We start from the raw sequence: 12,930 nt of genomic DNA, 5'->3' as shown, positions 1-12,930 counted from the left end.
GTAAGGCCGTGACCGAACGGTTGGACGGCCCGCAGGTCTCGTCCGCGGACACCGCGGACGAGCCCTCCACCGGACCGGCTGAAACCCCCCGTACGCAAAGACGCCTCGGCCCCTCGCCGGCGGTCGCCATAGCCTTCCTCCTCCCGGCGGCGGTGCTGCTGGGCATCTGGGTGGTCTACCCGATCGTCTACTCCATCTTCCGGAGCCTGTTCGACTCGGCGGGCACCGGATTCGTGGGACTGGGCAACTACGCCACGATCTTCACCGACTCGGGCATGCTCACCACGATCCGCAACAACCTCATCTGGGTTGTCGTCGGGCCGATCGTGGTGACCACGCTGGGCCTGATCTTCGCGGTCCTGACCGAGCGGATCAGGTGGTCGACGGCGTTCAAGCTGATCGTGTTCATGCCCATGGCGGTCTCCCTGATGGCGGCGGGCGTGATCTTCCGCCTCGTCTACGAGCAGGACCCCGCCAAGGGCGTGGCCAACGCCGTGCTCACCACCGTGCACGACACGTTCTCCTCCTCGCAGGGCTACCCGGAGGCGCGCCCGCGCGAGGGCGACCAGTCGCCGGTCGCCGCCGACGGCGGCGCGGTCGTCACCAAGCAGCCCGCCCAGGCGGGCCAGCCGGTGCTGATCCCGATCGTGGGCGTCAAGCCGAACTTCCTGCCGGCCAACGCCCAGGCCGCCAAGGCCCCCGCGGCCGGCGACGGCCTCTCGGGGACCGTGTGGTTCGACTTCACGCCGGGAGGCGGCGGCAAGAACGGCGAGGTGGACGCCTCGGAGAAGGGCCTGCCGGGCATGACCGTCGAGGCGGTGCAGAACGGCAAGGTCGCCGCGACCGCCACGACGGCCGACGACGGCTCGTTCCGCTTCCAGGGCCTGCCCGCGGGCTCCTATGTCGTACGACTCCCGTCGGAGAACTTCCAGGCCGCCTACGGAGGCCTGAGCTGGCTCGGCCCGACACTCATCACCCCGGCGATCATCGGCGCGTTCGTCTGGGTGTGGGCCGGTTTCGCCATGGTGCTGATCGCGGCGGGGCTCGCGGCGATCCCGCGGGACGCGCTGGAGGCGGCCCGCATCGACGGCGCCACGGAGTGGCAGGTGTTCCGCAAGATCACCGTGCCGCTGCTGTCGCCGGTGCTGCTCGTCGTCTTCGTGACGATGATCATCAATACGCTGAAGGTGTTCGACCTGGTCTTCATCATCGCGCCGGCCTCGGTCCAACCCCAGGCGAACGTGATCGCGCTGGAGATGTGGCGCGTGTCGTTCGGCGGCGGGAACAACCAGGGTCTGGGCAGCGCGCTGGCCGTCTTCCTGCTCGTTCTGGTCCTCCCCTTCATGATCATGAACATTCGCCGGTTCAGGAGGGACGAATCATGACGACAGCCACGGCTACCGCCCCTTCGGGGCTGGAGACGGGCGCGCCGCGCAGGAGCGCGGTGAGCAAGATCGTGGACCGGCTCGGCGGCGGCGCCGTCCAGGTGGTCATGATCGTGCTGGGCCTGTTCTGGCTGGTGCCGACGCTGGGCCTGCTGGTCGTCTCGATGCGTACGACGGACGTCAACAACGCCGAGGGCTGGTGGACCATCTTCACCAAGCCGGCCGAGCTGACCCTCGCGAACTACCGGGACCTGCTGGCCAGCGGCTTCACCGCGTCCTTCTGGAACACCGTGCTGATCACGGTGCCGACCACGGTCCTCGTGATCGGCATCGCGGCCATGGCCGCCTACGCGTTCGCGTGGATGGAGTTCCCGGGGCGTGACGGGGCGTTCCTCGTCGTGGTCGGGCTGCTGATCGTGCCCATCCAGATCGCGCTGATCCCCGTCGCGTCCTTCTACGGAGGCATCGGGATCTTCGGCTCGATCCCGGGCGTGGTGCTGTTCCACACGGCGTTCGGCCTGCCGTTCGCCATTTTCCTGCTGCGCAACTTCTTCGTCGGCATCCCGTCCTCGCTGCTGGAGGCGGCGCGGATGGACGGGGCGCCCGAGTGGAAGATCTTCGTGTCGGTGGTGTTCCCGCTGGGCAAGCCCGCCATCGCCTCGCTGGGCATCTTCCAGTTCCTGTGGGTGTGGAACGACATGCTCATCGCGCTGGTCTTCGCCGACACCGACAACCAGCCGATGACCAAGGCCCTGCAGTCCCAGATGCGGCAGTTCGGATCGAACGTGGACATCCTCTCGTCCGGCGCGTTCCTGTCGCTGATCATCCCGCTGGTCCTGTTCTTCGCCTTCCAGCGGTACTTCGTCCAGGGCATGATGGCCGGCTCCGTGAAGTGATCAAGGTGCCCGCGCGGTCCGCGCGGGCACCTTGTGATCATTCTGGTACGGCTGGACCCGACGTTTCGGCAGCAAGCCGTACCAGAGCTGGGTAGGCTCATCGGCCATGGCCGGTCGTCCACTGAACGAAGTCGTCGAAGCCGGATGGGCTCGCGCGCTCGAGCCCGTCTCCGAGCAGATCTCCCTGATGGGCGAGTTCCTGCGCAAGGAAATCGCCGATGGCAGGCAGTACCTGCCCGCGGGCCCGCACGTGCTGCGTGCCTTCAACCAGCCCTTCGACGACGTCAAGGTGCTGATCGTGGGTCAGGACCCCTACCCCACGCCCGGTCACCCGGTCGGGCTGTCGTTCTCGGTGGCGCCCGACGTGCGGCCGCTGCCCGGCAGCCTGGTCAACATCTACAAGGAGATGGAGACCGACCTCGGCCTCCCCCGCCCTTCCAACGGCGACCTGACGCCGTGGGCCGAGCAGGGCGTCCTGCTCCTCAACAGGGTCCTCACCGTGATGCCCGGCAAGCCCGCCTCCCACCGGGGCAAGGGCTGGGAGCAGGTCACCGAGCAGGCCATCCGCGCCCTCGTGGCGCGCAACAAGCCGATGGTGGCCATCCTCTGGGGCCGCGACGCCCGCAACCTGGCCCCGATGCTCGGCGACGTGCCCCGCATCGAGTCCGCCCACCCCTCCCCTCTGTCCGCGCGCAGCGGCTTCTTCGGCTCGCGCCCCTTCAGCCGGGCCAATGAGCTGCTGGAACAGCAAGGCGCGGCACCTGTCGAGTGGAAGCTGCCCTAGAGTCGTCGCCATGAGTGATGAACCGAAGTTCCTGCGCCTCACGGTCGAGCTGACCGTCGAGGTGCTTGACGTGGACGCTTTGCAGGCGGCGGCGCTGGCCGAGATCAGGCACCCGGACGCCGACCTCACCGCCGAGGAGCGCACCGAGCAGGCCGAGCTGGTCAGCTCCGACGAGACGGGCGCCTCGGCGCTGCAGTGGCTCATCGAGCCGGACCACGTGCTGCAGCTCGTCGACCACATCAACGAGATCGAGCCGCGCGAGGCCGTCCTCGGCGTGGAGCCCTCCGAGGGGCCCAGCGAGGACGAGGACGAAGAGGAGCACGACCACGCGTGACGCGTGGGTGAAGTGCGGCGGTGGCCACGGCGTTCTGAGAGGCGTCGTGGCTTTTCGCTTCTCCACGAGCTTCTCCACGAGCTTCTCCACGACGGCTGACCGAGACCTGGCGGCTGGCTGAGACCTCGTGACTGGCTGAGACCTTGCGGCTCGCTAAGATCGAAACCCTCCGGCCCGCCCCAAGGAGGCACGCAGTGATCGTCGCATTCTCCATCACCCCGCTGGGCGTCGGCGAAGGAGTCGCCGAGCCCGTCGCCCGCGCCGTCAAGGTGGTCCGCGACAGCGGCCTGCCCAACCGGACGGACGCCATGTTCACCACGATCGAGGGCGAGTGGGACGAGGTCATGGACGTCGTGAAGCGCGCGGTGGACGCGGTGGCGGAGGTCGCGCCCCGGGTCAGCCTGGTGCTCAAGGCCGACCTCCGGCAGGGGGTCACCGACGGGATGACCAGCAAGCTCGAGTCCCTGGAACGCCACCTCTCCGAATAGCCGATTTTCCAACCTTGGACCCTTCGGCGAAGTTGTTTCATGCATGGACCGTTACGAGGGGTTCCACGAGTTCGTACGAACACGCCAGCAGTCGCTGATGCGGACGGCGTACCTGCTCACCGGGAACGCCCACCTCGCCGAGGACCTGTTGCAGACGGTCCTCACCCGCGTCGCCTCCCACTGGGCCAAGCTCGCCAAAGGCGGCAACCCCGAGGCGTACGCGCGCAAAGCCCTGGTGAACCAGACCATCTCCTGGCGCAAGCGCAAGCGGATCGAGCTTCCTGAGGCCGAACTGCCGGAGTTCGCGGCGTCCGGGCAGCCGCACGACGAGGCGACCGTACGCCGACTCGCCCTGCTCCACGCGCTGGCGCGGCTCACGCCGAAACAGCGGGCGCTGATCGTGCTGCGCTTCTACGAGGATCGCACCGAACACGAGACCGCGCAGCTCATGGGCGTCTCGGTCGGCACCGTCAAGAGCCAGACCCACTACGCGCTGTCGAAACTGCGCGCGCTCGTCCCCCAGGAGGTGTACCGGTGAACCCGCTGCGCGAAGACCTGCACGCGCTGGCCGAACAGGCGCCCACCGTCGACCTGGCGGCCCAGGCGGTGCGGGGCGCCCGCCGCCGGCGCGCCACCCGCCTGACCGTGGCCATCGCCGCGGCGACCTGCCTCATCGCGGGCGGCGGCACCGTGCTCCTCCAGCAGCTACGCCCCGAACCCCCGGTCGTGCTCACCCCGCCGGAGACGACGGTCTCCCCGCTGCCCTCGGAAGGCGTCGCGCCGATCGAGCAGGCGTACCGGCAGGACTGCTACGCCGCCACGTGCGCGAAGCGCGCCTGGCGGCTCGTGACCCGCGACGGCGCCACCTACGAACTGACCGCGGCCTCGGGAATCGGCCCCTTGGAGGTCACGGCGGACGGCCGCCGGCTGGCGTACTACAGCTCGAAGCAGCGCACGATCGTGGTGCGGGACCTGGCGAGCGGCAGAACCTGGAAGTCCCCGCTGAAGCAGCCCGCGGAGGACTTCTCGGGCTCGGGCGAATACACCCTGCGACTGTCGCCCAGCGGGCTGCGGTTCATCGTGTCGAGCTGGGGCGGGCGACGGGAGCCCAACAAGCTGGTGGACGTGGAGCGGGGCACGGTGTCCGACCTGCCGCGCGGCTGGTGGCCGGTGAGCGTGTCGGACGGATCCGGCCCCGTCGTGCTGGCCAAGCCGTACGACGAGGCGAGCCAGGTGTGGGTGCTCGGCCACGACCCGATCACCATCCCGGACTTCACCTACGACTACAGCGCCCTCGCCCCCGACGGCCGCACCCTCGCCCGGCTGGGCCAGACCTTCGACCCGGACCGCCGCCCGATGGTGCAGCGGGACGGCTCGATCGTCGTGTTCGACGCCGTGCAGGGCGGTCGCGAAACCCGGATCCCGATCTCCGGCATCCCGGAAGAGCTCCATCCATCGAGTCTCGGCAGCTGGCTGAACTCCACCGAGGTGACCGTGGTCGCCATCCCCGAGTCATCACGCGGACCCGTGCCGGTGGTCTATGCCATCGACGTACGAACCGGCAAAACCCGAGAACTCTTCGCCCTACACGACTACGGAACAACCTCCGTCCCCGGCCTGGTCCACTGACAACAACCCACCGCACCCACTCGTGGACTCGCCCCCCCAAGCGCGGGTCCACCACCCCTCACAAGGCCGCGACCGCCGCATATATCCCGGCCCCAGATGCGACATCACCGCGCGGCGGGCCCTCGGCGCGCGCCATCGCGGGCCGCGTCCCGCCCAAAACCCCGGTGCCATCCACACACACCCACACGCCCGTACCGTCCGGCCCGCACCCCATCACCCCACGACCCGTTCCGTCGGGGCCGCATAGGCCACACCCGTACCCCACGCCCCCGTACCGTCAGGCCCGCACAGACCATCGCCCCACGCCTCCGTACCGGCGGGCCCGCACAAGCCAGCACCCCACGCCCCCGTACCGTCAGGCCCGCACAGACCAGCACCCCACGCCCCCGTACCGTCGGGCCCGCATAGGCCATCAGACCATCGCCACACCCCCGTACCGTCCGGGCCCACAGGCCACCCCATCGCCGCACCGCCACTCCACAGGACCCCCTCTCAGTCACCCGCACCCCAGATCCAGCGACTCCATCGACCGACCCGGTCCGTGCAGGCCAGCATTTCCTCGCTCAACCCCTACTCCGCACCGGCCCCCTGCCAGTCACCCGCCACACCGCATCCAGCCACCCCGGCGACAGACCGGGTCGTGCAGGGACCGGCGCTCGCTCGCCCTGTCGGGCGGACCACAGCCCGCGCCCACAACCGCCGAGCGCCAACCGCACACACCCACACCCCACAAGCGCCGTGCGCCAACCGCGCACACCCACACCCACACCCACACCGACACCGACACCGACACCGACACCGACACCGACACCGACACCGACGATCGTCATTCACGCTCACCCTGATTGCGAGAAGACCGCCCTCAACCCTCGATCGTCACCACCCCACTCTCCACAAAACGCGATATGTCTTGACCACTCCCTCCGACGCGACATATCTTGTCCTCGACCATAGACGCGATACTACGCGTTCCGGAGGTGGACAAGCATGGAACAAGAGCGGGTGCCCGTCCTGGTGGTGGGCGGTGGATACGCGGGCTTGAGCGCGGCAACACTCCTGGCCTGGCGCGACGTACCCGTCATGCTGGTGGAGAAGCATCCGAGCACCTCGATCCAACCCAAGGCGTTCGGTGTCGGCCCCCGAGCCATCGAGCTGCTGCGCCCCGTACCCGGCATCGAGCAGGAGCTCCGCGAGACCTGGGCAGGCATCGGCGACAGCATGCGCATGGCGATCGCCAAAAGCCTGGCCGACCCGAACCCCCACATGATCATCAACGATGAGCAGGAAGAGATGGCCTTCCTGGCCGACATCACCCCGGCGGCGCAGGTGGGGGCGCCCCAGGCCGCGGTCGAGCGGCTGCTGCGGTTCACGGCCGAGGAGCTGGGCGCCGACCTGCGCTTCTCCACCGAGCTGGTCTCGCTGGAACAGGACGAGGACGGCGTGACCGCACTGATCCGCGACGCCGTCGGTGACCGTCTCGTACGAGCCGACTACGTAGTGGCCGCGGACGGCTACCGGAGCCCGCTCCGCCGCCTCCTGAACGTCCCCACCTCAGGCAAGGGCGAGCTGGGCCGGATGTGCTCGATCATGTTCGACGCGGACCTGAGCGGGCTGGTACGCGAGCGCGAGGTCACACTCTGGTACCTGCAGAACGACATCTTCACCGGCGTGATCGTGACCGGTACCGGCGTCGGGGCGCACGTGCTGGGCGTCAACTACGCCGATGGCCAGAGCGAAGCCGACTTCACCGAGGAGCGCTGCAGAGAGCTGGTACGCATCGCGGCCGACCGACCCGACCTGGATGTTCAGTTACTGGACAAGACGTCGTTCTCCCTGGGGCACGTGGTGGCCGACACGTACCGCGCCGGCCGGGTCTTCTTCGCCGGGGACGCGGCACACACCATGCCGCCCACCGGCGGGCAGGGCGGCAGCACGGCGCTCCAGGACGGCTGCGACCTCGCCTGGCGGCTCTGGCTCGTCGTCACAGGCCAGGCCGGGCCCGGCTTCCTCGACACGTACGACGCCGAACGCCGCCCGATCGGCACGCTCACGGCCGACGCCCAGCTCGCCAACCTCGGCGTACGCATGCCTCCGACCGCCCGCGTCGGCTACCCGGAGCCCCTCGAGGACTTCATGAGCGTCATCATCGGATACCGCTACCACTCCACCGCCATCCTGGACGAACCAGGCGACGACGGGTCCATCCTGGAGGATCCTCGCGTACCCACCGGCCGTCCCGGCAGCCGCGCCCCACACGTGGTGCTCGACTGGGAAGGCCAGTGCATCTCGACCATCGACCTCTTCGGCTCGGGCTTCGTACTGCTGGCCGACAGGCAGGGCGGCCAGGCCTGGATGGACGCCGGACGCCTGGTCAAGGAGCGCCTCGGCGTCCAGCTCACGCGGCTGGTGGTGGACGAGGAGCTGAAGGACGTGGAGGGGTGCTTCCGGAAGCGGTACGGCGTCAGCGGGGGCGGCGCCGTCCTGGTCCGACCGGACGGCTTCGTGGCCTGGCGCTCCCCGGGCCCCGTCCCGAACCCGGCAGCCACCCTCGACCAGATCATGACCGAACTCCTCAGCCGCTGACACGTTCACTGGGTTGAGAGGGGGAGCGAGGTCGCTGCACGGCTGTCCGATACGCAGCAACCACGGTGTGGTGGAAACAGATGACCGGCATTGGTGCCTGGGGATCCGACCGATACCGAGGCTCTACGGGCGAGTGGCGCGGAAATCCGCACCCTGATGCGGGACGCGGCCACGGCAAGAGCGCGACTGTTCCAGTTCCCGAAGGGGGCCATCACATATCCGGGCAAGCACGTGACGTCGTCGCGACCGTCTGGAACGCCGGCCACTTCTGACTGGAGCAGAGTCCCCTGGGAGGGACTACGCGAGGAGGCCGAGTCGGTCGGGCAACTGGGACTCCGGGGAGCCTTCGGCTCGATTCGCTGCATGACTATTGGGTCGGGTACTCCTCCCGGCGCAGTGCAACGCGCGCAGACCCCGCTGTTCTGGAAGCACGTCCGGTCGTACGGTGAAGTGCGGCTGGACGTCGGCAAGCGCCTGCGCCTCGGGACCGCCGATACCGGCGTTGAGGAACCGGCGGACCGATGCCGATCATGGTGACGGGCATGAGTGAGCCCTCTTTCTCAGGAAGCGGGACGAATCCAGGCACCCAGAGAGATCGGACGGCGCATTTGGCGCATGAGTAACCGCCGAGTCTCCGAGGGCGAGGTCATAGGGAGCCCTTGTTCTCGAGGCTCCGGCCGTGGAGTTTCGAGAGCAAGGGCAAGGGCGTGCCGTACGGCCTGCTCAGGGTTGGGTGTCGAGCCACTCCTGGAAGGAGGGTCCGGCGAGCTTGGCGTGCGGGCTGGGCAGGAACCCGCCGTTGGCGGCGATCTCGGCATCGGGCATGCCGGAGCCGTCGACACCGACGACCTTGATGCCTCGGCGGGCGCCGAGGAGTTGGGCCGCCTCCGACATGGTCTCCTTGCGGGGTCCGGCGATCTCGGGGATCGGTCTTCCTGGAGCGGGCGCCTCGGGGTCGAGGGCGAGGTCGACCAGTGTCTCGGCCACGGTGCGGCAGGCCACGAGCTGGGTGGGCAGGGCCGGGACGTAGGCGACGTCGCCCTGCTGCCAGTCCAGGAGCTGACCGACGAACTCGTGGAACTGCGCGGCCCGCAGAATGCGGGCGGGGAGCGGGCCGGACAGGAGGAGTTCCTCGTGCACCTTCTTGGCGGCGACGAAACCGGCGGTTGCCTTGTCGACGCCGATGATGGACGCCATGGCGATCCGGGCGACCCCCGCCTTCTGGCCCGCCTCGTGCAGATTGCGGGCCGACGTGCGGAAGAACTCCGTCGCCGCCTCCTGGTCGGAGGCGTGCCACGAGGCGACATCGATGATGACCTCGACCCCGGTGAGGGCCTCGGCCAGGCCCTCACCGGTGATGATGTCCACGCCGGTGGCTCGGGACATCGGCACGACCTGGTGTCCCCTCTCAGCCAGGACGTCGACGACGTGGCGGCCCAACCGCCCGGTCGCTCCCGCCACCGCGAACTTGGTGATGCTCATGCTGGGTGCCTTTCTTACTCGCTGTAGTTCTGGCCGGGGGGCATGCCGGGGATCGGCTTGGCGATGAGAGCGGCGGGGGTGAAGAAGCCGATGTGGGCGATCGCCATGATGAGCGACCACATCGCCTTGTCGTCGTAGTGCGTGGACGCCTTGGCGTACAGCTCATCGGGGACGCGCTCCCCGGACGGGTTCGGGGTGAGGACCGCCTCCACGAGCTCCAGCGCGACCCTTTCGGCGCCGGTGAAGTAGGTGGCGTCGCGCCAGGTGGCCACGGCGGTGATGCGCTCCTCTGATTCCCCGATCCTGCGGAGGTTGCCGGTTTCCCGGATGGTGAAGTACGTGCTGCCGAGGATCTGCCCGGCGCGCAACTGCAGCAGGCTGATGGTCGTCGGCGAAATCGCACCGTTCCGGAGGGCCTTGTGCAGACCTTCGCCGACTTCCGCCATCTCGGGGAGGAAGGGAAGGGGGTTGGGCATGCGCGACCGCAGGCCGGTCGTCGTAGGTGTGGACATGACGGGGGCTTCCTTACTCGTGGTGTCGCGTCGTTACGAGCAAGAGATCCCGGTGACCCGCTCCTTGTGACAGCGAGGCCTCTGTGACATGGACCACCGACTGTTGGTGTCACAGAGCAGCGGGCGTCGGGATCGTATGGGTATGACACGGTCGCGAACAGGCGGGAACCAGCGATGAGCGAACGAAGCGAGCAACTGACGGGCGCGGGCGGGCCCTTCCCTCGTGACAACCGCATGGACGCGGCCACCGAGGCGTTCGTCACCCACCGCAACCTGCTGTTCACCCTCGTCTACGAGATGCTCGGTTCCGCCACCGACGCCGAGGACGTCCTGCAGGAGACCTGGCTGCGGTGGGTGGGCGTCGACCTGGGCCCGGTGCTGGACCGGCGCGCGTACCTGATGAGGATCGCCACCAGGCAGGCGCTGAAACGACTGCGTACGCTGGGCCGGCGCAAGGAGTCCTATGTTGGGCCGTGGCTGCCCGAGCCGTTGCTGACCGCGCCGGATGTGGCCGAGGACGTCGAACTGGCGGACAGCGTCTCGATGGCGATGCTGCTGGTGATGGAGACGCTCGGGCCGACCGAGCGGGCGGTGTTCGTGCTGCGCGAGGTGTTCGATCTGGACTACGAGGAGATCGCCCAAGCCGTCGGCAAGAGCCCGTCCGCGGTACGCCAGATCGCCCACCGGGCACGGTCACACGTCTCCGCGCGCCGACCACGCGGCACCGGCTCCCCGGCCGAGCACCGAGCCGCGCTCCAGGCCTTCCAGCGAGCGGTCGAAACCGGCGAGTTGCAGAGCCTGCTCGACGTCCTCGCGCCGGATGTCGTCGCCTTGAGCGACGGCGGCGGAATCAGGCATGCCCTGCTGCGGCCCGTTGTGGGGGTCGACAACGTGGCTCGCCTGCTGGCCGTCGGCTGGTGGAAACGCGACGCGGAAAGGTCGGTCGAGCTGGTCCAGATCAATGGCGGACCTGGGCTGCTCGTACGACTCGACGGGGAGATCGACGGAGTGGTGGCGGTGCGCGTGGAGAACGGCTACGTCACCGGCGCCTACCACGTGCGTAATCCCGAGAAGCTGTCGCATGTGGCGCGGGAGACCGCCATGACCCGCTGAGCTTGGCGAGACCGGCAGCTGAGCTATGAGCGACCGAATTGGCAAGATCGGCAACCCAGCTGCAGACGACCGGACTGGCAAGACCGGCAACCCAGCTGCAGACGACCGGAGAGGTGGCCGCGCACCGCGAGGACCGACCACCTGTCAATGGGCCCGGTCACGGTGGACTGTGACCTGCTGGAGCCGGAGCCTGGGATGGAGTTGAGGGGCCTGGCGGCGCGGAGGTGCGTCGAAGGACCAAGTCTGGGCCAGGGCAACCTGCGTGCTGGTGTCGGGAGGCTGGCATTGGGGTCGGTGCCTGGGCTGTGGACGAGCTAGCTCGACGCTGTAGGCGGGGTCGCTGGGGCTGAGGTTTAGGCGGCTGCACGCTCGGTCTCCGTGCGCAGGAGGTGGGCGGGAGCCGGAGCCGGCGCGGTGGCCAGGGTGTGAGCTGGTGTAGCGGAGGGGGCTGGCTGTACGGCTCGAGTTGGCTCCAGGGGGCGGGGCGGGGACAGGGGTGCTGGAGGGAAGGGCGCTGGGAGTGAGGGGATGGGCGGGGTTGAGGGGTCGCAGTTGATCAAGGCGAGTGGAGGATGAGCAGGCTTTTGGGTGGCGCATAGCCAGTCGTTCAGGGAGCCGGGGAAGCCTGACGGTGGGCCGACCTTCAGGCAGGTGATCTGGCCGGCGCCTGGTGGTGGGCCGATCTTGAGGCGGCGGATGGTGCCTGTGCGGCCCAGCTCGCCCTGTTCCGCGTCGTAGGGCGTTAGCTGAACGCCGAAAGGGAGGCCGCCGTCTGGCTGGTCTGCGGGGCTTATCTGGAGGAAGTCGTCGATCTTACGGTCGGTGGCCTCCGGGTGAGCGGCTACGTAGGTCAGATGGTCTGCGACCAGGCGGTGGGCCACTGTGCGGAGGAGGTTGGTCGCGCACAGGTTGTGGGCGCAGGCAGCGCCGTCGAGGGTGATCTCGGGAAGGGCGAAGCGGCGCAGGCCCCGGGAGGTGACGCGTAGGCAGTCGCACACGCCCATGTCGGACGGATCCCAGGGTGGACAGGTCGCGGCATCGTGGACCTGGACGTCCCAGGACAGCCAGTCGTCGGTGAGGCGGAAGTCCGTGGGCTCGCCTGCGCATCTTCCGCAGGTGAGGATGGTGGCGCCCGTCAGCGGGTCGATCAGGAGGCCGTCACACTCCCTAGCCAGGGCGCGGGCCGTCGCTCTCGCCGCCTGAATGCTGGTCGGAAGCTTGTGCGGGGGTGCGGTCGTGGACACCACCACGTGGTGGCCGGTGCGGCGTAGGTGGCGGCTTTCCTCGTCTGTGAGGTTGGTCGCGGTCGGTTTCCAGGGAGTCTGGTGGTGGGTCACCGTCAAGGAGCCGCTGCCTGTTGCGGTGATCGCGGCTCTTCTGTACGGGCCGGCTATGCGCCAGGGCACGAAGGAGTCGACGTCGAACGGCAGGTGCTCCGTGGCCACGATGAAGAGGGAGGTCAGCGTGGCGGGCAAAGGCAGGATGATCTTCATGGTGAATGCGCTCCGGGTTGTCTCTAGGGTCCGCGCAAACCAGGGGGTTGAGGCGGGGATGTTGCGGGTGCTGGGGTACTGGTGATGTTGGGGTGTGCGCGGTGTTGGGGGTGCTCTGCGGTGCTGGGGTGATGGCGCGGTGCTGGGGTGCTGCCCGCAGTGTTGGGGTGCTGGGCGGTGCTGAGGTGCTCGGCGGTGCTGGGGTGCTTCGCGATGCTGCGGTGCTGGGGT

The 12,930-nt window shown here is 68.8% G+C and carries 12 protein-coding genes; 9 read left to right on the top strand and 3 right to left on the bottom strand.

Annotated features, from left to right (window positions below; genetic code table 11):
* Positions 1 to 8 precede the first annotated feature (8 nt).
* From H4W80_RS44345 to H4W80_RS44310, 8 genes are all read left to right on the top strand, one after another.
* On the top strand, positions 9 to 1,385 hold the full coding sequence (locus H4W80_RS44345) for an ABC transporter permease (RefSeq protein ID WP_192790539.1): 1,377 nt from the start codon (positions 9 to 11) through the stop codon (positions 1,383 to 1,385).
* A complete protein-coding gene (locus H4W80_RS44340; RefSeq protein ID WP_192790538.1) occupies positions 1,382 to 2,281 on the top strand; it encodes a carbohydrate ABC transporter permease in 900 nt (299 codons plus the stop codon). Before H4W80_RS44345 ends, H4W80_RS44340 begins: the two co-directional genes overlap by 4 nt.
* A gap of 106 nt (positions 2,282 to 2,387) precedes the next feature.
* Positions 2,388 to 3,065: a uracil-DNA glycosylase gene (locus H4W80_RS44335; protein ID WP_192790537.1), complete on the top strand. Its 678-nt coding sequence runs from the start codon at positions 2,388 to 2,390 to the stop codon at positions 3,063 to 3,065.
* A 10-nt stretch (positions 3,066 to 3,075) separates the two neighbouring features.
* Positions 3,076 to 3,399, top strand: a complete 324-nt coding sequence (locus H4W80_RS44330; protein ID WP_185071335.1) for a hypothetical protein — start codon at positions 3,076 to 3,078, stop codon at positions 3,397 to 3,399.
* A 194-nt stretch (positions 3,400 to 3,593) separates the two neighbouring features.
* Positions 3,594 to 3,887 (top strand): MTH1187 family thiamine-binding protein, encoded by a 294-nt coding sequence (locus H4W80_RS44325; RefSeq protein WP_192790536.1) that lies wholly within the window; start codon positions 3,594 to 3,596, stop codon positions 3,885 to 3,887.
* A 43-nt stretch (positions 3,888 to 3,930) separates the two neighbouring features.
* Positions 3,931 to 4,425, top strand: a complete 495-nt coding sequence (locus H4W80_RS44320; protein WP_192790535.1) for a SigE family RNA polymerase sigma factor — start codon at positions 3,931 to 3,933, stop codon at positions 4,423 to 4,425.
* Positions 4,422 to 5,516: a hypothetical protein gene (locus tag H4W80_RS44315; RefSeq protein WP_192790534.1), complete on the top strand. Its 1,095-nt coding sequence runs from the start codon at positions 4,422 to 4,424 to the stop codon at positions 5,514 to 5,516. Before H4W80_RS44320 ends, H4W80_RS44315 begins: the two co-directional genes overlap by 4 nt.
* Before the next feature lie 987 nt (positions 5,517 to 6,503).
* Entirely contained in the window at positions 6,504 to 8,099 is a 1,596-nt protein-coding gene (locus H4W80_RS44310; protein WP_192790533.1) for an FAD-dependent monooxygenase, read from the top strand.
* 723 nt (positions 8,100 to 8,822) lie between these two features.
* On the opposite strand, the gene H4W80_RS44305 is transcribed toward H4W80_RS44310, so the two are convergent.
* Positions 8,823 to 9,581: an SDR family oxidoreductase gene (locus tag H4W80_RS44305; RefSeq protein ID WP_192790532.1), complete on the bottom strand. Its 759-nt coding sequence runs from the start codon at positions 9,579 to 9,581 to the stop codon at positions 8,823 to 8,825.
* A gap of 14 nt (positions 9,582 to 9,595) precedes the next feature.
* Positions 9,596 to 10,093, bottom strand: coding sequence for a carboxymuconolactone decarboxylase family protein (locus H4W80_RS44300; protein ID WP_192790531.1), 498 nt, complete (start codon positions 10,091 to 10,093; stop codon positions 9,596 to 9,598).
* A 174-nt stretch (positions 10,094 to 10,267) separates the two neighbouring features.
* Here H4W80_RS44300 and H4W80_RS44295 point away from each other — a divergent pair, with 174 nt between their 5' ends.
* On the top strand, positions 10,268 to 11,206 hold the full coding sequence (locus H4W80_RS44295; protein WP_192790530.1) for an RNA polymerase sigma-70 factor: 939 nt from the start codon (positions 10,268 to 10,270) through the stop codon (positions 11,204 to 11,206).
* A gap of 353 nt (positions 11,207 to 11,559) precedes the next feature.
* Here H4W80_RS44295 and H4W80_RS44290 read toward each other — a convergent pair whose 3' ends face one another.
* Positions 11,560 to 12,699 carry a hypothetical protein gene (locus tag H4W80_RS44290; protein ID WP_192790529.1) on the bottom strand — a complete coding sequence of 380 codons (1,140 nt, stop codon included), beginning with the start codon at positions 12,697 to 12,699 and terminating at the stop codon, positions 11,560 to 11,562.
* Positions 12,700 to 12,930: the final 231 nt, after the last annotated feature.

Source organism: Nonomuraea angiospora, from assembly GCF_014873145.1.
GTDB lineage: Bacteria > Actinomycetota > Actinomycetes > Streptosporangiales > Streptosporangiaceae > Nonomuraea > Nonomuraea angiospora.
Note: the sequence above shows the minus strand (reverse complement) of the source record. Positions and strands in the feature narration are given on the sequence as shown.

Coding starts and splice junctions, on each gene's coding strand:
- H4W80_RS44310 (WP_192790533.1), top strand. CDS start 6,504: ATGGAACAAGAGCGGGTGCCCGTCCTGGTGGTGGGCGGTGGATACGCG.
- H4W80_RS44340 (WP_192790538.1), top strand. CDS start 1,382: ATGACGACAGCCACGGCTACCGCCCCTTCGGGGCTGGAGACGGGCGCG.
- H4W80_RS44320 (WP_192790535.1), top strand. CDS start 3,931: ATGGACCGTTACGAGGGGTTCCACGAGTTCGTACGAACACGCCAGCAG.
- H4W80_RS44300 (WP_192790531.1), bottom strand. CDS start 10,093: ATGTCCACACCTACGACGACCGGCCTGCGGTCGCGCATGCCCAACCCC.
- H4W80_RS44305 (WP_192790532.1), bottom strand. CDS start 9,581: ATGAGCATCACCAAGTTCGCGGTGGCGGGAGCGACCGGGCGGTTGGGC.
- H4W80_RS44290 (WP_192790529.1), bottom strand. CDS start 12,699: ATGAAGATCATCCTGCCTTTGCCCGCCACGCTGACCTCCCTCTTCATC.
- H4W80_RS44295 (WP_192790530.1), top strand. CDS start 10,268: ATGAGCGAACGAAGCGAGCAACTGACGGGCGCGGGCGGGCCCTTCCCT.
- H4W80_RS44335 (WP_192790537.1), top strand. CDS start 2,388: ATGGCCGGTCGTCCACTGAACGAAGTCGTCGAAGCCGGATGGGCTCGC.
- H4W80_RS44330 (WP_185071335.1), top strand. CDS start 3,076: ATGAGTGATGAACCGAAGTTCCTGCGCCTCACGGTCGAGCTGACCGTC.